General features: G+C 65.4%; 16 protein-coding genes. 11 read left to right on the plus strand and 5 right to left on the minus strand.

What is annotated here, in order from left to right:
* Positions 1-80 precede the first annotated feature (80 nt).
* Together IVB42_RS24545 and IVB42_RS24550 are read left to right on the plus strand one after the other, a co-directional pair.
* Positions 81-773: a response regulator transcription factor gene (locus IVB42_RS24545; protein ID WP_247471285.1), complete on the plus strand. Its 693-nt coding sequence runs from the start codon at positions 81-83 to the stop codon at positions 771-773.
* Positions 760-1,833, plus strand: coding sequence for a HAMP domain-containing sensor histidine kinase (locus IVB42_RS24550; protein ID WP_018453655.1), 1,074 nt, complete (start codon positions 760-762; stop codon positions 1,831-1,833). Before IVB42_RS24545 ends, IVB42_RS24550 begins: the two co-directional genes overlap by 14 nt.
* Here IVB42_RS24550 and IVB42_RS24555 read toward each other — a convergent pair.
* On the minus strand, positions 1,830-2,201 hold the full coding sequence (locus IVB42_RS24555) for a helix-turn-helix transcriptional regulator (RefSeq protein WP_007614569.1): 372 nt from the start codon (positions 2,199-2,201) through the stop codon (positions 1,830-1,832). The two genes, IVB42_RS24550 and IVB42_RS24555, sit on opposite strands and share 4 nt — an antisense overlap.
* Positions 2,198-3,064 (minus strand): S1C family serine protease, encoded by an 867-nt coding sequence (locus IVB42_RS24560; protein WP_018453657.1) that lies wholly within the window; start codon positions 3,062-3,064, stop codon positions 2,198-2,200. Before IVB42_RS24560 ends, IVB42_RS24555 begins: the two co-directional genes overlap by 4 nt.
* Before the next feature lie 201 nt (positions 3,065-3,265).
* Between IVB42_RS24560 and IVB42_RS24565 the strand changes: the two genes are divergently transcribed.
* From IVB42_RS24565 to IVB42_RS24580, 4 genes are all read left to right on the plus strand, one after another.
* Positions 3,266-4,231, plus strand: coding sequence for a VOC family protein (locus tag IVB42_RS24565; protein WP_085349580.1), 966 nt, complete (start codon positions 3,266-3,268; stop codon positions 4,229-4,231).
* Between the two features lie 63 nt (positions 4,232-4,294).
* The gene (locus tag IVB42_RS24570; RefSeq protein WP_018453659.1) at positions 4,295-5,170 is read left to right on the plus strand and encodes a dihydrodipicolinate synthase family protein; all 876 of its coding nucleotides are present in this window, start codon (positions 4,295-4,297) and stop codon (positions 5,168-5,170) included.
* A 168-nt stretch (positions 5,171-5,338) separates the two neighbouring features.
* Positions 5,339-6,424, plus strand: coding sequence for a trypsin-like peptidase domain-containing protein (locus IVB42_RS24575; RefSeq protein ID WP_247296122.1), 1,086 nt, complete (start codon positions 5,339-5,341; stop codon positions 6,422-6,424).
* A 124-nt stretch (positions 6,425-6,548) separates the two neighbouring features.
* A complete protein-coding gene (locus IVB42_RS24580; RefSeq protein ID WP_085349579.1) occupies positions 6,549-8,873 on the plus strand; it encodes a xanthine dehydrogenase family protein molybdopterin-binding subunit in 2,325 nt (774 codons plus the stop codon).
* 107 nt (positions 8,874-8,980) lie between these two features.
* Here the strand turns inward: IVB42_RS24580 and IVB42_RS24585 are convergent, their stop codons facing one another.
* Genes IVB42_RS24585 through IVB42_RS24595 form a run of 3 tightly spaced genes read right to left on the minus strand, consistent with a single transcriptional unit; the run spans position 8,981 to position 12,200 of the window.
* Positions 8,981-10,177, minus strand: coding sequence for an acyl-CoA dehydrogenase family protein (locus IVB42_RS24585; protein WP_204512298.1), 1,197 nt, complete (start codon positions 10,175-10,177; stop codon positions 8,981-8,983).
* A gap of 15 nt (positions 10,178-10,192) precedes the next feature.
* A complete protein-coding gene (locus IVB42_RS24590) occupies positions 10,193-11,341 on the minus strand; it encodes an acyl-CoA dehydrogenase (RefSeq protein WP_247395359.1) in 1,149 nt (382 codons plus the stop codon).
* Positions 11,342-11,345: 4 nt separating this feature from the next.
* Positions 11,346-12,200, minus strand: a complete 855-nt coding sequence (locus IVB42_RS24595) for an enoyl-CoA hydratase (protein ID WP_204512297.1) — start codon at positions 12,198-12,200, stop codon at positions 11,346-11,348.
* Between the two features lie 184 nt (positions 12,201-12,384).
* Here IVB42_RS24595 and IVB42_RS24600 point away from each other — a divergent pair, with 184 nt between their 5' ends.
* The 5 genes from IVB42_RS24600 to IVB42_RS24620 all read left to right on the plus strand — a co-directional run bounded on the left by IVB42_RS24600 (position 12,385) and on the right by IVB42_RS24620 (position 17,420).
* Positions 12,385-12,993 (plus strand): LemA family protein, encoded by a 609-nt coding sequence (locus IVB42_RS24600; RefSeq protein WP_018453665.1) that lies wholly within the window; start codon positions 12,385-12,387, stop codon positions 12,991-12,993.
* A gap of 132 nt (positions 12,994-13,125) precedes the next feature.
* Positions 13,126-14,034, plus strand: coding sequence for a YgcG family protein (locus IVB42_RS24605; protein WP_085349575.1), 909 nt, complete (start codon positions 13,126-13,128; stop codon positions 14,032-14,034).
* 3 nt (positions 14,035-14,037) lie between these two features.
* Positions 14,038-14,535: a TPM domain-containing protein gene (locus IVB42_RS24610; RefSeq protein ID WP_018453667.1), complete on the plus strand. Its 498-nt coding sequence runs from the start codon at positions 14,038-14,040 to the stop codon at positions 14,533-14,535.
* A 269-nt stretch (positions 14,536-14,804) separates the two neighbouring features.
* Positions 14,805-15,779: a hypothetical protein gene (locus tag IVB42_RS24615; protein WP_018453668.1), complete on the plus strand. Its 975-nt coding sequence runs from the start codon at positions 14,805-14,807 to the stop codon at positions 15,777-15,779.
* 93 nt (positions 15,780-15,872) lie between these two features.
* Positions 15,873-17,420 (plus strand): hypothetical protein, encoded by a 1,548-nt coding sequence (locus IVB42_RS24620; RefSeq protein WP_247296117.1) that lies wholly within the window; start codon positions 15,873-15,875, stop codon positions 17,418-17,420.
* Positions 17,421-17,435: the final 15 nt, after the last annotated feature.

The following is a 17,435-nucleotide window of genomic DNA, read 5'->3' on the forward strand; positions in this document are numbered from 1 at the left end:
ATTGTCGCGATCGTCATCGGACGGTTCCGCTCAGCCCCGGAACGGGATAGTCTGGTGGCGATCGTCGCGCGGAGTTTGTCATGACCGAAGCTCACCGCCGCATTCTGGTCGTCGAGGACGACGCGGAAACCGCAGGCCAGCTCGTCGAGGAGCTGACGACTTCCGGCTACGACGTCGATCTCGCCGCCACCGGGCGCGAAGCGCTCAGCCATGGCGCCGCGCGCGACTATGCCGTGATCACCATCGACCGCATGCTGCCCGATATCGACGGCATCAGCGTGATGCGCCAGTTGCGCGACGACGGCATCGCCGCGCCGTTCCTAATCATTTCCGCACTTGGCGAGGTCGACGACCGCGTGCGCGGCTTGCGGGCCGGCGGCGACGATTATCTCGTCAAGCCGTTCTCCTTCACCGAATTGCTGGCGCGGCTGGAGGCACTCGGCCGGCGCAGCGACACCGTCGCCAAGGAGACGATCCTGCGGGTCGGCGATCTCGCCATCGACCTGATCGCACGCAGCGCGAGCCGCCGCGGCCGGAAGATTCCGCTGTTGCCGCGGGAATTCCAATTACTCGAATATCTGGTCCGCAACGAGGGCCGCGTCGTCTCGCGTGCGATGCTGCTCCAGCATGTCTGGGATCTGCATTTCGATCCCTCCACCAACATCATCGACGTCTATGTCGGACGCGTCCGTCGCAAGGTCGATGATGCCCAGGCCTATCCGCTGATCCACACCATCCGCGGCATCGGATATTGTCTCCGTGCTCCTGGCTAAAACGCTCCGCTCCTCGACCTTCCGCCTTGCGCTGATCGCGATCGCGGCGTTCGGGCTGATCGTCGCGGCGATCATGGCCTATGTCTATTTCGGCACGATCGCCTATGTGCAGAGCCGTGTCGGCGATGCCGGCGACCACAGCGGCTTCACCGCGATGATCGAGCTCGCAATGGCCGCTGTCGCCGTGCTGATGCTGGTGCTCGCCGGGCTCGCCGCGGTGCTGGTGACGCGCCGCACGGTCGGGCGGATCGAGGAGATCAACGCCACCAGCCGCGCCATCATGATGTCGGGCCTCGACCAGCGCATTCCCTTGCGCGGCAGTCACGACGAATGGGACCGGGTCGCCGAAAACCTCAACCAGATGCTCGACCGCATCGAGACTTTGATGGGAGAGGTCAAGCAGGTCAGCGACAACGTCGCCCATGATTTGCGTACGCCGCTGACGCGCATGCGGGGTCGGCTGGAAAAGGCTTATCACGCCTCGCGCAATGGCGAGGCCGACGCGGCGCTGATCGGTGACACCATCGCCGATCTCGACGCCGTGCTCGGCATGTTCGCCTCCATCACGCGCATCTCGGAGATCGAGACCCGCGCCCGCCGTAGTGCGTTTCGCACCCTCAATCTCGCCGAAATCGCCGGCGAGGTCGTCGAGCTCTACGATGCCGCCGCCGAACAGGTTGCGACGCGGCTCAGCCTCGGCGGCGATCGCGAGGTGGCGATTATTGGCGATCGCGACCTGCTGTTCGACGCTATCGCCAATCTCGTCGACAACGCGATCAAGCACGGCTGCAAAGGCGGGCAGGTGACCGTCACCTGCAGCAGCACCGACGGCGGTGCGACGATCGCGATCGCCGACGACGGCCCGGGCATTCCGGCGGATCAGCGCGATCACGTGTTCAAACGCTTCTACCGGCTCGAGCAGAGCCGCTACACCCCGGGTAACGGCCTTGGCTTAAGCCTGGTCGCCGCGGTCGCTCGCCTCCATGGTGCCGAGATTGCCCTGCACGACAACGCGCCGGGCCTGACGGTCCAGCTCAGCTTCCCGCCGCACCCGACCTAGAGCTCGATCACGCCGCGGCGGGCCGCATGTGCCACCGCATCGGTGCGGCCGGTAGCGTCGAGCTTGTCGAGCAGCGAGCCGACATGGAATTTCACCGTGTGGACGGAAATGCCGAGCTGACGCGCGATCATCTTGTTGGAGCCGCCTTCCGCCATCAACGCCAGCACGTCGAGCTCACGTTGCGTCAGCGCAATGTCCTCAGGCATGATGCGCGGATCGCGAGTGACAATCGTCGCGGCGGCTTTCTCGCCGGGTTCGGCGAGGCGAAGCCCGGCGATATTGCCGAGCAGAGCAGCCAGGCGATCGGCGAGGGCGGGATCGTCGATCTCCAAAGCCAACACGATCTCGGGCGCGATGTCCTCGCTCACGCCGCCGGCCTCTCGCCGATCGTGACCTTGAAGCTGACCGGCTCGCCGCCGCGGCGCGCCGCGATATCGACCACCGCGCCCACGCTCGCCGGACCCAGCGTCCGCGACAGCGCGCGCACGCCGGACAGCTTCTGGTCGTTGACCGCGACGATGACGTCGCCCTGGCGGATGCCGGCCGCCGCCGAAGGGCCGGCCTTGTCGACATTCATCACCATCGCGCCGACGCCGTCGTCGAGCCGGACCGGCTGCAGCCCGAGGCCGAGATATCCGCGTGCGATGCGGCCGCGCGCCTCTAACTGGGCCGCGACCCGCTCGATCGTCGCTGTCGGGATCACCAGCACACGCCTCGGGCCGAGCACGGCCATGCCGAAGGCTTCGCCCGATGCGTCGAGCGCGAGGCCGCCCTGCTGGCTGGAGCGCAAGCGGACGTCGAGCTCGATCCGCGCGTCGATGTCGCCGCCGCGCAGGGAGCGCCAGCTCTTGCCGGACTGCGACACCATCGCGAGCGCGGCGCTCGGCGTATCGCGGTTGGTGGCGACGACGACCGACAACGCGCCAAGGGGCGGCACAATTGTGGCCAGCTTGACCGGGGCAATCGCCGTATCGGCGCGCAGCAGTGCGATATCCGTCGTATGGTCGCGGCCGGCGATCGTGGCGGCCGCGGTGCTGCCGTCGGGGAGGCCGATCTCGACGTCGCCCTCGTCGGCCAGCGCCTCGTCGGCGGTGACGATCAGGCCGGGTTTCCAGACGAAGCCGGTGGCGCGGGAACGATGCGAATGGACGGCGACGACGGACGGCGCGGTGCGGGACACCATATCCGCGAGCGCGGACGACAGCGAAGTCAGGGGAGTTGAGTCGGTCATGGCAGGCTCCTGTAAAGCTGTCCTCAATCTGGGATGTCGCGGGCGATCGCGTAACTGGCCGCATGGCCAGGAAATAAGCAGGGAAGCTGGTCCGTAAGAGCACGGCCGACGAACATGTGATTGGAGCCGCTCACGGGAACGTGTAGCAATCGGCTCGACCTTGTGCCGTACGGCCTCAAGCCTTTTTGCGAGCCCTGATTGATGACCATCGACCTTACCCGCCGCACCCTGCTTCAACTCGCCGGCGCCAGCTCGCTCGCAATGGCGGCTGCGGGCGCGGCGCGCGCCGAGGGCACACCGCAGGGCGGCGGTCCGACCTATGCCAGCCGCACGCCGATGCGCGTCGGCATGGTGACGCTCCGGGTGAAGAATCTCGACAAGGTTGCGAACTACTACCGCGACGTGATCGGGCTCACCGTGATGGAACGCTCGGCGAGCGCCGCCAAGCTCGGCACGGCCGGCATCGCGCTGCTGGTGCTGGAGGCCCGTCCTGATGCCGAGATCGAGCCGCGCAACGCCGCCGGCCTCTATCACACCGCCTTCCTGATGCCGACCCGCAAGGACTTGGCCCGCTGGCTGGTAGCAGCCGCTTCGCATCGCGTGCCGCTGTCGGGCTTTGCCGATCATCTCGTCAGCGAATCCGTCTATCTCGACGATCCCGAAGGTAACGGCATCGAGGTCTATGCCGACCGCGATCCCTCGCAATGGCAGTGGAGCGAAGGCAGCGTGAAGATGGCGGCCGACGAGCTCGACATTCCCGACCTGCTGTCGCTGACCAATACGCGCGTGCCTGATTATGCCAAGGCACCGGACGGAATGCGCATCGGCCACATGCATCTGCGCGTCGGCGACCTCGCGCAGGCGCAGAATTTCTACCACGGCACGATCGGACTCGACCCGACCCGCAGCCGCAACGGCGCCGCGTTCCTGTCGTCGGGACGCTACCATCATCATCTCGGCATAAACGTGTGGCAGAGCGAGGGCGCCGGCCAACGCGACGATCAGACAACGGGGCTCGCCTGGTTCTCGCTGGTGACAGCTAAGCAGGATCTGCTCGCCGCACAGGAAGAGCGCCTGCGCAAGGGCGGCGCGAAAGTCACGGCGCTAGCGGACGGCGTTGAGGCGATCGATCCCTGGGGCACGCGGGTGCGGCTGATCAGGATTTGATCGCCGGCACGAGCGTTGGTAAGACCGTCAGGCGCTAGCCAGTTTCCGGGATTCACACCTGACATGTCCGATTTTCGCGGCGTCTTCCCTTATCTCGTCTCTCCCGTCGCTGCCGATGGCGCGGTGCGGACGAACGTCCTCGCAAAGCTCTGCGACGATCTGATCGGCGCGGGCGTCCACGGTCTGACCCCGCTCGGCTCGACCGGCGAGTTCGCCTATCTCAACGCCGCCCAACGCACCGCGGTCGTGCAGACCACGATCGAGGCGGCAAGGGGACGTGTGCCTGTTGTCGCGGGCGTCGCCTCCACCTCGACGGCAGATGCGGTGGCGCAGGCGAAGGCGTATCAGAAGCTCGGCGCCGACGGCATTCTGGCGATCCTGGAAGCGTATTTCCCGCTCGCCGACGCCCAGATCGAATCCTATTTCCGCGCCATCGCGGATGCCGTGGACATCCCCGTCGTCATCTATACCAATCCGCAATTCCAGCGCTCCGATCTCACCCTCGAAATCATCGCGCGCCTCGCCGAACATCCGCGCATCGGCTACATCAAGGACGCCTCGACCAACACCGGCCGGCTGCTCTCGATCATGAACCGCTGCGGCGATGCCTTGCGGGTGTTCTCCGCCTCCGCCCATATCCCGGCCGCGGTGATGCTGATCGGCGGCCTCGGCTGGATGGCGGGCCCCGCCTGCATCATTCCGCGCCAGAGCGTCGCGCTCTACGACCTCTGCAAGGCCGGCCGCTGGGACGAGGCGATGGCGCTCCAGCGCAGGCTGTGGCGCATCAACGAAGCTTTTGCCCGCTTCAACCTGGCGGCCTGCATCAAGGCCGGCTTGGCCATCCAGGGGTACGACGTCGGCGATCCTGTCCCGCCGCAGGCCGCTCTCACCGCCGATGCGCGCAAGGTCGTAGAAGCGGCATTGCGGGAGCTGGCGTAGCGGTTTGTCACGCGGCAATGGGCCCCGGCACGGGCAGCGGAACCGTCCTTAGCTGCCCGATTCGAGAAACTTCCATTCATTTTCGACGTTGCTGCGTGAGCTGGCTCTGTCACCTCCCGGCATGTGCATTCGAGAGATCGTCTTCAGCATACGACACGGTGATCACTGATGAATCGTCGCTACGCAATCATTGCGGCGGCTTTTGCCGCCCTGCTGCTCGTGGTAACTGCCGTGAAGGTCCAGCATGCGCCATGGACAACCCCCTCCGCGCGCGCCGTCGAGCAACGTGGTCCGCTGTCCGAGGCCGAAAGGGCCACCATCGACATCTTCGAACGAGTGTCGCCCTCGGTTGTCCAGGTTGCGGTGAGATCGGCCGCTACTCCTGTCATGGGAGAGGAGGGGCAGGGCGGCGCTTCCGGCACGGGATTTGTCTGGGACCGCGACGGGCATCTCGTCACGAACAACCATGTCGTGGCCAATGGCGGCGAGCTCGCGGTGCGCTTTGCGTCGGGAGAGGTGGCTCGGGTTGATCTGATCGGCACCGCCCCCAATTACGATCTTGCGGTCCTGCGGATCCGCAGCGTGCGCGAGCTTCCACCGCAGGTGGCTCTCGGCAGCTCGACCGACCTGAAAGTCGGGCAATCCGCGTTTGCGATCGGCAATCCTTTCGGGCTAGATCAGTCGATGACGAGCGGCATCATCAGTGCCCTCAAGCGGAGGCTTCCGACCCATGGCGGCCGGGAGATTGCCAATGTCATCCAGACGGATGCCGCAATCAACCCGGGCAATTCAGGCGGGCCGCTGCTGGACTCCGCCGGCCGGCTGATCGGCGTCACGACTGCGATCATATCGCCGTCCGGCTCGAATGCAGGCATCGGTTTCGCGGTGCCGGTGGACGTCGTGAACCGGATTGTCCCCGAGCTCATTCGCAATGGCCGCGTGCCGACGCCCGGCATCGGCATCGTCGCCGCCAGCGAGGATGTGTCGACGCGGCTTGGCGTCCAAGGGGTGATCGTGGTCCGGACAGCCCCCGGCAGCCCTGCGGAACAGGCGGGGATTCGCGGTGTCAACTTGTCGACTGGAACGGTCGGAGACATCATCACCGCGGTGGAAGGCAAGCCGGTGCGGCGGCTCTCCGACCTGACTGATGCGCTCGAGCAGGCCGGTGCCGGTAAGACCGTTCGCCTCACGGTAAAGCGGGATTCGGACACCCGTGATATCAATGTGGGCATCATCGACATAGAGCGCTCCTGACCCGGCAATCTGCGGCCAAAGCGGGCGTGACACGCAATGCAGATGTGCCGCGGCTCGGTTGTATCGACCGCAAAATCGGCTAAAACCCCCGCGGTCGTTTTCTGGGTTTCAAGGACATGGTGGAATGAACATTCTTCCCGGCAATTTGCGTTTCGGAGCGGGGCAGCCCGTCAAGCGTTTGGAAGACCAGCGACTGCTCACCGGGAAGGGGCAGTTCATCGACGACAAGCCGGAAGATGGCGCGCTGTGGTTGTACCTGCTGCGCTCGCCGCATGCCCATGCGAAGATCGTCTCGATCGACACCAGCGCCGCCACGGCGATGCCCGGCGTGACCGCGGTCTATACCGGCGCCGACCTCGTCAAGGACGACATCGGCGTCATCCCGACCTTGAGCATCTTCAAGCGCCCCGACGGCAAGCCGATGACGGTGCCGCCACGCCGCCTGCTGGCGCACGAAGTCGTGCGCTATGCCGGCGAGGCCGTGGCCGCCGTGGTGGCCTCCTCGCGTGCCGACGCGCAGGGCGCGGCCGAAGCGATCGTGGTCGAATATGACGTGCAGCCGGCGGTGGTCGATCCGGTCGAGGCGGTCAGGCCCGGCGCGCCCGTGGTGTGGCCGGAGGCCCCCGACAACATCGTCGGCGCGATGGCTTACGGCGATGCCGCCAAGGTGGACGAGGCTTTTGCCAGGGCGGCGCATACCGTCGAGCTCGATCTCGTCAGCCAGCGCCTGGTGCCGTCGGCGATGGAGCCGCGCTCGACCATTGCCGAGATCGACAAGACGTCCGGCCGCCTCCTGCTGCATGTGCAGTCGCAGACGCCTGCCTCGACCCGCGACGTGCTGGCCGAGGCCGTGCTGAAGCGTCCGAAGGACAGCGTTCGCGTGCTGGTCGGCGATATCGGCGGCGGCTTTGGCCAGAAGACCAACCTCTATCCCGAGGACGGCATCGTCGCCTATGCCGCAACCAAGCTGAACAGGAAGATCCGCTGGCGCGGCGACCGCACCGACGAATTCGTCGGTGGCACCCACGGCCGCGATCTTACCTCGACAGCTTCCTTCGCGCTCGACGAGAAGGGCAAGGTGCTGGCCTACCGCGTCAGCTCGATCGGCTGCACCGGCGCATATTCCTCAGGCGCGGCCAACATCATCCCGCTGGTGCTGGGGCCGTTCGTGCAGACCGGCGTCTACGATTTGCCGCTGGTACATTTCGAGGTGAAGTCGGTGATGACCCACACCGCGCCGGTCGGCGCTTATCGCGGTGCGGGCCGCCCGGAGGCCGTGTTCATCGTCGAGCGCCTGTTCGACGCGGCCGCGCGAAAAATCGGCATGGACCCGCGCGCGATCCGGAAAGCCAACTACATCAAGCCGGCGCAACTGCCCTACACCAACGCTGCAGGGCAGGTTTACGATTCCGGCGCCTTCGCGCACATGCTCGATCGTGCCGTGAAGCTTGCGGATTGGGACGGCTTTGCCGCGCGCAAGAAGGCGGCGAAGAAGAAGGGCCTGCTCTACGGCCGCGGGCTCACCTCCTATATCGAATGGACCGGCGGCCGCGCCCACACCGAGAAGGTCAGCCTGCATGCGACCGCGCAGGGCCGCGTCGTCCTGCATTCCGGCACCATGGCGATGGGGCAGGGGTTGCAGACCACCTACACCCAGATGATCTCCGACACGCTCGGCATCCCCATGGACAAGATCGACGTGGTCCAGGGCGACACCGATCTGGCGACGGGCTTCGGCAGCGTCGGCTCGCGTTCGCTGTTCGTCGGCGGCACGGCGGTCGCGGTCTCATCCAACGATCTGATCCAGAAGGCGCGCGAGAAGGCGGCGAACGTGCTGGAGACCTCGATCGAGGACATTGAATATCAGGGCGGCATGCTCACCGTGGTCGGCACCGACCGCCGCATCAGCCTGTTCGACATTGCCGAGAAAGAAGGCGGCGCAAAGCTCAGCGTCGATTCCGAAGGCGAGGTGGACGGTCCGAGCTGGCCGAACGGCACCCATATCTGCGAGGTCGAAATCGATCCCGAGACCGGCGTCTCCAAGGTCGTGCGCTACACCACGGTCGACGACGTCGGTGTCGCGGTGAACCCGATGCTGGTGACGGGACAGATCCATGGCGGTGTGGCGCAGGGTATCGGCCAGGCGCTGTATGAGGGGGTGTCCTATGATGCCGACGGCCAGCTGCTCACCGCGAGCTACCAGGACTATTGCATCCCGCGCGCCGACGACGTTCCGCCGATCGTGGTGACGCTCGACGATTCCGCGCCCTGTCGCACCAATCCGCTCGGCGCCAAGGGCTGCGGCGAATCCGGCGCCATCGGTGGCCCCCCTTGCGTCACCAACGGCGTGATGGATGCGCTCGCCGAGCTCGGCATCACCCAGCTCAACACGCCCCTGACGCCGCAGAAGATCTGGCAGGCGATCCGGGATGCGAAGGTGGGCGGTTAGCGGCCATTGTCGTGCTGGCTGTCGCCACAAATCCAACTCGTCGTCCCGGCCTTCGCCGGGACGACAGTGAGACCGGGACGACAGTGAGAATGTAGCGCCAGTGCCCCTCAGATCCCCAACATCATCTTCGCAATAATATCGCGCTGGATCTCCGAGGTGCCGCCGAAGATCGTATAGGCGCGGCCGTTGAGATATTCCGGCATCACCGTCAGCATCTCCTCCGGCATCGCCGGCTCGTGGTTGAGCTTGTAGAGCGGGCGCATCGGCTCGACCGCGAGGGCGTCATGGCCGATCACGTCGGCGCCGAGCCGGGTCACGGCCTGGCGGATCTCGCTGTTGCGCAGCTTCAGGATCGACGACACCGCACCGGGATTCTGTCCGGTCTGCAGCGCCGACAGCACGCGCAGCTCGGTCATCTCCAGCGCGTCGATGTCGACCTCGACTTCGGAGATGCGCGTCGCGATGTCGGGACTGTCGATCGCGCGGCCCGTCAGATCGGACTCGGCAAGCTCCGCGATCGCCTTCAGCCCCTCGCGCAGCTTCGCCGAGGCGATGCCGGAGCCGCGCTCGAACTCGAGCAGATACTTGCCGTAGGTCCAGCCCTTGCCTTCCTCGCCGACGCGGTTCGCCACGGGAACGCGCACGTCGTCGAAGAATACCTGGTTAACCTCGTGGTCGCCGCCGATGGTGAGGATAGGACGCGTCGTGATGCCCGGTGTCTTCATGTCGATCAGGATGAAGCTGATGCCGTCCTGCTGCCGTGGCCCGTCGCTGGTGCGCACCAGCGCGAACATGCGATTGGCGTGGTGGGCATGCGTGGTCCAGATCTTGGTGCCGTTGATGACGTAGTCGTCGCCATCGCGCACCGCGCGCGTCTTCAGCGAGGAGAGATCGGAGCCGGAGCCCGGCTCGGAATAGCCTTGGCACCAATAATCCTCACCGGACAGAATGCGCGGCAGGTAGAAGTTCTTCTGCTCCGCCGAGCCGAAGCCGATGATGACGGGCCCGACCATCTTCACGCCCATCACATTGACATTGGGCACGCCGGCCCGCGCGCTTTCAGTCTCGAAGATCCAGCGCTGCGCCGGGGTCCAATCCGGCCCGCCATGCTCGACCGGCCAGCCCGGCGCGCCCCAGCCTTGCTTGTGCAGCGTGCGCTGCCAGGCCATGCCGATATCGGGATCGGAGAACACCGACGGCGTCAGCGCCGTCGCGCGCTTCATCTCCTCGGTGAGGTTTCTGGCAATGAAGCCGCGCACCTCGTCCTGGAAGGCGCGCTCCTCGGCATTGAACGACAGGTCCATGATGCGCTCCTTGTATCAGGCCGGCACGCTGGCGCGGCCAAGCCGGGCGTGGCGGCCATAATGGTGGGCGCTGCCGCCGAACAGCGTGTCGAACGCGACCAGCCGCTTGAAATAGGCGCCGACCTCGAGCTCCTCGGTGACGCCCATGCCGCCGTGAAGCTGGATCGACTGCTCGCCGACGAAGCGCGCAGATCTGCCGATCTTCGCCTTCGCGCCCGACGCGGCCCGCGCGCGCTCGACCGGATCGGCGTCGAGCTTCAGCGCGGCGCGCAACGCCATCGAGCGCGCTTCGTCGACCTGCACCGCCATGTCGGCAAGGCGGTGGCGGATCACCTGGTTGGCGGCGAGCGGCCGGCCGAATTGCTTCCGGATTTTTGTGTACTCCAGCGTAGTATCCAGCAGTACCTGCATGATGCCGACGGTCTCGGCGCCAAGCGCAGCCATGGCGCGATCAACAGCCCATTCGATTGCCGGCAGCGCGTCATGCCCGTTGCCGAGCAAGGCATCCTCCGGCAGTTGCACGTCCGACAGCTCGATGTTGCAGGCCCGCCCGCCGCCGAGGCGCTCGTAGTCGGAGATCGCAACACTCGGAGTTGTCGCCTGCACCAGGAACAGGCCGATGCGGCCGGAGGAGCCCTGATGATCATGGATATGCGCGGAGACGATGATCTCGTCGGCGGCGTGGCCATCGAGCACGGCAATCTTGCGACCGGCCAGGCGCCAGCCTTGCGCCGTGCTGTGGGCGGTGGTTGCGACCTTGGCAAGATCGAACCGCGCCGCGCGCTCGGAATGCGCGAGCGCGAGCTTCAACGATCCGTCCGCGATCTTCGGCAGGATGGCCTGCTTCTGCGCCATGCTGCCGCATCGCTCGATCAACGCGGCGCCAAGCACGACCGACGCGATATACGGCTCCGACACAAGCCCGCGGCCGAAGGCTTCCATCAAAATGCCGATCTCGACCGCGCTGCCGCCGAGCCCGCCACACTCCTCCGCGATCGGCAGCGCCAGCCAGCCCAGTTCTGCGAATTGTTTCCACACCGCCGGACTGAAGCCGAGCGGATCGTTCGCCATCTTGCGGCGGTGATCGGCATCGTAGCTTTCGGCCACGAAGCGCTCCGCGCTTTCGCGCAGCAGGCGTTGCTCGTCGCTGAGATTGAGATCCATCCGTCTACTCCGCGGCGGCCGGCGGCTTGCGGACGGAGGGGTGTAGGCCCGATGGATCGACGATCATGCCGAATTCCTGAAGATTATGCGCGTGACAGAGCTGATGCAGCGCAAAGGCCTGGTCGATTGCAGCCGGTTGGCCCATCACGTCAACCGAACGATTCACGGCTTCCTTGGTCAGCTTCAGCGCAAAGGACGGTTTTGACGCGATTTTGCGCGCCAGCGCCAGCACGGCGGATGACAGCTCTGCGCGCGGCACGACCCGGTTGACCATCCCGAGTTGATGCGCCTCCTGCGCGCTCCATGCGTCGGCCGTGAACAGAAATTCCTTGGCCTTGCGCGGGCCGAGCTCCCAGGGATGCACGAACCATTCGACGCCGCAGACACCCATGGTGACCACGGGATCGCAGAACTGCGCATCGCCACTCGCGATGATGAGATCGCAGGCCCAGGCCAGCATCAGGCCGCCGGCGATGCACTTGCCGTGAACCTCTGCAATGGTCGGCTTGGCGAGGTTGCGCCAGCGCCGGGTGATCTGGAGATAGATCTCCTGCTCGCGCGCGAAGCGGCCATGGGCGTTTGCTTCGGCGAAGCCGCCCCAATTTCCGATCGGCGGAAAATCCACGCCCGCTTCATTCTTGCTGCCGGGTCGCAGGTCATGGCCTGAGGAGAAGTGCGGACCATTGCCGGCGAGAATGATCACCTTGACCGCGTCGTCCTGCACCGCCTCGTCGAAGGCGGCGTTGAGATCGTAGGTCATTTGCAGGTTCTGCGCGTTGCGCGCGTCGGGCCGGTTCATCACGACCCGGGCAATCGCCGGCTCCGGCCTCTCCACGAGGATGGTCTCGAACGAGCTCATCGCGTTCCCCTGGCGTTCCCGACCTGGCATTATTGTTCCCTCAAGTTGACTATTACAGCCAGGATTAAGCAAGAGGCTTGCGTACATCGGCTGCTTTTCACAGGCCACGGCCGGGACGCAAGATGTCTGGCATCTCGCGCGCGCAATCTGGTAGCTTGCGCCCGATTCCACCGGGAGAAATTTGATGCGCAAGATCCTGACCGTGCTGGCGGCGCTGGCCTCGTTGAGCCTCACCAATTGCGGCTATAACGCGATCCAGAGCGAGGACGAGCAGATCAAGGCCAATTGGTCCGAGGTCGTGAACCAGTATCAGCGTCGCGCCGATCTCGTGCCCAACCTCGTCAACTCGGTGAAGGGTTTTGCGCAGCAGGAGAAGGACGTGCTGCTCGGCGTCACCAATGCCCGCGCCAAGGTCGGCAGCATCCAGGCGACGCCCGAGGTGCTGAACGATCCCGCCGCATTCCAGAAATTCCAGGCCGCCCAGGGCGAACTCTCCGGCGCGCTGTCGCGGCTGCTCGTGGTCACCGAGAACTACCCCCAGCTCAAGTCGGATGCGCTGTTCAAGGATTTGATGTCGCAGCTCGAAGGCACCGAGAACCGCATCACGGTGGCGCGCAACCGCTACATCAAGGCGGTGCAGGACTATAACGTCACCATCCGTTCGTTCCCGAGCAACGTCACGGCGATGATGTTCGGCTACAAGGAAAAGCCGAACTTCACGGTCGCGAACGAGAAGGAAATCTCGACCGCGCCGAAGGTCGATTTCAATCCGGCGCCCGCGCCGTCGAAGTAAGTGCCTTCGACCCCGATGCATGCCCCACCCACCACCGTCATTCCCCGCGAAAGCGGGGAATCCAGTACGCCGCGGCTTCACGGTTCAATCACTGCTGCCTCTGGAATACTGGATCGCCCGCCTTCGCGGGCGATGACAACGATGTTGTGGCGTGCCGTTTTGGGCTTCTCAGCATTCGTCCTCGTCTTCGCGCTCCTGTTCACCTTTGCGCTCCCCGCCTCAGCCGATGTCGCCGTGCCGCAACTGACCGGCCGCGTGGTCGATCAGACCGGCACGCTCTCCAGCGGCGACATCGCCGCGCTGTCGCAAAAGCTGCAGGACTTCGAGATGCGCAAGGGCAGCCAGATCGCCGTCCTGATCGTGCCGACGACGGACCCGGAGACCATCGAGCAATTCGCGATCCGCGTCGCGGAGGCCTGGAAGATCGGACGCAAGAAGGTCGACGACGGCGCCATCCTCGTTGTGGCCAAGAACGACCGGCATTTGCGCATCGAGGTCGGTTACGGCCTCGAGGGCGCGCTCACCGACGTCACGTCGCGGCGCATCATCGATGAAGCCATCACGCCGAAATTCAGGAGCGGCGATTTCGCCGGCGGCATCACGGCGGGCGTCGACCGCATGATCCGCGTCATCGACGGCGAGCCGCTGCCGACGCCCTCGCGCAGCGTGAATTTCGGCGATTGGAACGACGTCGAGCCGCTTTTCTACTTCCTGCTGTTCGGCCCGCTGGTCATCGGAGGCATCCTGCGCTCCATGTTCGGGCGGCTGTTCGGTTCGGGAATAACGGGAGCGATCGTTGGTGTCCTCGCCTGGTTCGTGATCGGCTCAGCGGTCATCGGACTGGGCGTCGGTGTGCTCGGCGCTGTCCTGACGTTTATCGCCGATCTGTTTGGGGCGGGATCGGGCACGGGGTCCTCGCGTCGTGGCTCGTGGTCGAGCGGCTCGTCATCCGGCGGCTGGAGCAGCGGGTCGTCGTCGAGCGGCGGCTTCAGCGGTGGTGGCGGCAGTTTTGGCGGCGGCGGCGCCTCGGGGAGCTGGTAGGTCATGAGCATCAGGCGCATCACCCGGCATCTGCTCCAGCACCATTGGCGTGCCAAGCAGGTGTTCCCGAAGGGCGTGCTCGGCCGCATCGAGCAGGCGATCAAGCGCGGCGAAGCCAGCCATTCCGGCCAGCTCCGCTTCGTGGTGGAAGGCGCGCTCGACGGCGGCCCGCTGTTTCGCAACCAGCCGGCGCGCGAGCGCGCGCTTGACGTGTTCTCGCAACTGCGCATCTGGGACACCGCGCACAACAATGGTGTCCTGATCTATCTCCTGCTCGCCGACCGCGATGTCGAGATCATCGCCGACCGCGGTATCGATGCGAAGGTTGGTGGCGAGCGTTGGGAGAGCATCTGCCGCGCCATGGAAGTCGAGTTCAGGTCGGGGCAGTTCGAGCGCGGCGTGATCGGCGGCATCGAGGCGGTGTCCCGGGAGCTGACAAAGCACTTTCCGTCAAGCGGCCCGCACCCCAACGAGCTGCCGGATGCACCGGTGCTGATGTGACGGACAGTGATGTGGACAGAGCGGGCGTCATCCACTCCCGTCGTTGACCACGTGGGGGCGGCAGACCCTGTCCGTTGCGCGGCCGTTCATCTTCGCCCGGTTACAAATTGCTTCATACCCGCCACACCGGTTCCACGTTCCCGGCCCAATTCGGCCCCGGATGACTCCCTAAAATTTCGGTAAGCGGGTCCCGAAGTAAGGATTTCGCAAGCAATGAAAGTTACCAAAAGGTCAATCCAGAGTGGAGTATTTGAGCTGTGAGCGAACCAATGGCTGAGCAGGCTGCCCAAACGACCGGTGAGCAGACGAGCGTCGTCGAAGCCGCCGCGACCGCGCCGCAGGCCGTCGAGTCTGCGGGAATCGAGGCCCCTTCGATTGCCCCTGACCACGAGGCGCCGCCCAAGCCTGATCCGATCGAGATTGAGCCGCCGCGGATCGAGGTGCCGAAGTTCGAGGCCCAGGTTGAGCCCAAAGCCGAGACCAAGTCCGAGCCAAAGCCCGGCAAGCTCATCGTCATGGCACCCGCAGAGCGGTCCTGGGACCGTGAGGAGTTTGCGCCGCATGTGAAGGCGGACGAGCCGCGCGAGAGCGGCGGCGCGCGCCGCCTGTCGGCGATGGCCGCGGTAGTGGCGATTGCAGCCAGTGTCGGCGCCATCAGCGGCGCGCTCGCGACCGCAGGGATGATGCACTTCGCAAGCTCCGCGCCGGCACAGGTTGCCGACACCAGCGCGCTGGAATCCTCGGTCGCCCGGATTGATGCCGATGTCGTCGCGCTCAAAGCCAACGTCGAGCATACCTCCAAGACCGGCCTCGGCCAGTTCAACCGGACCAACGACCGCCTCGACAAGCTCGAGAAGGCGCAGGCCGAGCCAATGGCCAAGATCGCAAAGCTGTCCGAGACGGTCGACAAGCTCCGCGCCACCCCGCCCGCGGCGCCCGTCCAGGCCGCAGCCGCCGTGCCCGCCAAGGAGACCACTGGTTCGATCGCACCGACCCAGGTTGCAACCGCCGCAGCTGCGCCGGCTCCCGTCGCACCCAAGACCGAGGTCGGCCGGTTGCCGACGGTCGAAGGCTGGGTGCTGCGCGACGTCTCCAACGGCGGCGCACTGGTCGAGGGCCGCGGTGGCCTCTACGAGGTGTATGCCGGTGACCCCATCCCAGGGGTTGGCCGTGTCGATGCGATCCGCCGTCAGGACGGCCGCTGGGTCGTCGTCACCAGCAAGGGGCTGATCGTCGCGCGCTGAGCGGCCCATATCCGATTTCCGAAAAGGCGCTTCACCACGATGTGAAGCGCCTTTTTGCTTGAATAGCCGTCCCTGCGCGGTGTTACCTGAGGCATGAGCCGCGCCTTGCGAATTCTCGTTGCCGCCGCCGTATTTTTCGGCGGCATCGTGTCGTTGTTGGCCGCGGAGAACGCGCAACTGGCACGCGGCACGGCGATCACCGATCCCGATCTCCTGCGCGAGCTCGACCAGCACGATGCGCTCACGATCTCGCGCCTGTTGTGGCCGGAGCGGAACGCGAACTTTCCGCTGACGACCGATCTGATGTTTTCGTGGTTGTCGCAGCTCAAGGAGATTCCTCCCGCGATCGAGGCGGAGATCGATCGCTACGTCGCCCAGCAGAAGGCGGCATATCCGACCGAGACCATCGGCGTCGGCGAGGGCTTCGACGTACAATTGTTCGATCGCGCCAATCTGAAATCCCGCGACACCCGTTTCGTGCTGGCCGGCATCGTCAACCGCATGGACCGGGCCTATGTCTCGGAAGACTCCTGCGGCGAGATCAGGCTGATCTATCGTCTTGTGCGTTTCGAGACCAAACCGGATGGCGGCAGGACAGCCACGCGGCTGCCGATGACGCTCAATCTGGTGATGAAGGCGCGCGACGTGCGCCAGATGGACGGGAACGGCAAGCCGATCACCTGCGCCGAGGTCGCGCGACGCTGGCTCGGCAATGGCGACTGGCAGGGGCTGATCGGCAGCGACTTCTTCCCTTACGATGCGATGCTCGATCGCATCGAGACCAACATTCAGATCTCAGTTGCGGCGAAATCGGCGCTGCACGATTTCCGCTCCGACTATCTGCTCAAGGTGTTCAAGTACGACGCCGCCTCGAAGACGTTCGAGGAATCGACGCTGGAGAACCAGATCGACCGCGACCGCATTCTCGCTGACAATGATCTCCGGCGCGACTTCAGGGATTGGCTGCTCGCGCCCGATCATCTTCGCGACTTCGATCGCGGTACGGTGCTGATCCCCGAGAAATTCCTGGCCAAGGCTGCAATCGTGCCGACGCCAGCCGGCCTCGATGCTTCTCCGTTGCAGCCGGAGTTCGGGATGGTGCAAGGGGAGCGCAACGGAGAGGGACAGGGCGAGCCGGTCTTCTCCGACAACGATGTGGTTGGTGCGTTGAAGCAAGCTGCTGCGCGCGGGGACATCCAGAACGTCCGCTCGGTCGCGGGCTTCCAGCGCCGCCTCAATGACGTCACCTGCGCCGGCTGCCACCAGACCCGCGGCATCGGCGGCTTTCACTTCCCGGGCGTTGATTGGCTTGCGGACAAGCCGTCCAACTTGACCATCGTGCCGGCCTCGCCGCATTTTCTTGGCGACCAGGTCCGCCGCCGTGACATCCTGACCGCGATGGCCGCAGGCAAACGTCCTGATTTCTCACGTGGATTTGCCAGCCGGCCGCAGACCCGCGGCAGCACTGAGCTGGCGGGGACCGAATATCAGGACGGCTGGGGCGCGCATTGTTCCCTGGAAAATGCGGGATCGCGATCGACCGACAGGAGTTTTACGTCATGGAGCTGTGCTAAAGGATTGACCTGTCAGGCTGCCGCGGCTTCGCGCCGCATCGGCATGTGCTTCATCAAGACGCGTTAGGCTGTCTCGAACCGG

Source organism: Bradyrhizobium sp. 45 (genome assembly GCF_023073155.1).
GTDB lineage: Bacteria > Pseudomonadota > Alphaproteobacteria > Rhizobiales > Xanthobacteraceae > Bradyrhizobium > Bradyrhizobium canariense_D.

Excerpts from the sequence above, each read along its gene's own strand:
- IVB42_RS24590 (WP_247395359.1), bottom strand. The coding sequence starts at position 11,341 with ATGGATCTCAATCTCAGCGACGAGCAACGCCTGCTGCGCGAAAGCGCG.
- IVB42_RS24570 (WP_018453659.1), top strand. The coding sequence starts at position 4,295 with ATGTCCGATTTTCGCGGCGTCTTCCCTTATCTCGTCTCTCCCGTCGCT.
- IVB42_RS24615 (WP_018453668.1), top strand. The coding sequence starts at position 14,805 with ATGGCTGAGCAGGCTGCCCAAACGACCGGTGAGCAGACGAGCGTCGTC.
- IVB42_RS24545 (WP_247471285.1), top strand. The coding sequence starts at position 81 with ATGACCGAAGCTCACCGCCGCATTCTGGTCGTCGAGGACGACGCGGAA.
- IVB42_RS24575 (WP_247296122.1), top strand. The coding sequence starts at position 5,339 with ATGAATCGTCGCTACGCAATCATTGCGGCGGCTTTTGCCGCCCTGCTG.
- IVB42_RS24600 (WP_018453665.1), top strand. The coding sequence starts at position 12,385 with ATGCGCAAGATCCTGACCGTGCTGGCGGCGCTGGCCTCGTTGAGCCTC.
- IVB42_RS24610 (WP_018453667.1), top strand. The coding sequence starts at position 14,038 with ATGAGCATCAGGCGCATCACCCGGCATCTGCTCCAGCACCATTGGCGT.
- IVB42_RS24560 (WP_018453657.1), bottom strand. The coding sequence starts at position 3,064 with ATGACCGACTCAACTCCCCTGACTTCGCTGTCGTCCGCGCTCGCGGAT.
- IVB42_RS24595 (WP_204512297.1), bottom strand. The coding sequence starts at position 12,200 with ATGAGCTCGTTCGAGACCATCCTCGTGGAGAGGCCGGAGCCGGCGATT.
- IVB42_RS24585 (WP_204512298.1), bottom strand. The coding sequence starts at position 10,177 with ATGGACCTGTCGTTCAATGCCGAGGAGCGCGCCTTCCAGGACGAGGTG.
- IVB42_RS24620 (WP_247296117.1), top strand. The coding sequence starts at position 15,873 with ATGAGCCGCGCCTTGCGAATTCTCGTTGCCGCCGCCGTATTTTTCGGC.
- IVB42_RS24580 (WP_085349579.1), top strand. The coding sequence starts at position 6,549 with ATGAACATTCTTCCCGGCAATTTGCGTTTCGGAGCGGGGCAGCCCGTC.
- IVB42_RS24565 (WP_085349580.1), top strand. The coding sequence starts at position 3,266 with ATGACCATCGACCTTACCCGCCGCACCCTGCTTCAACTCGCCGGCGCC.
- IVB42_RS24605 (WP_085349575.1), top strand. The coding sequence starts at position 13,126 with ATGACAACGATGTTGTGGCGTGCCGTTTTGGGCTTCTCAGCATTCGTC.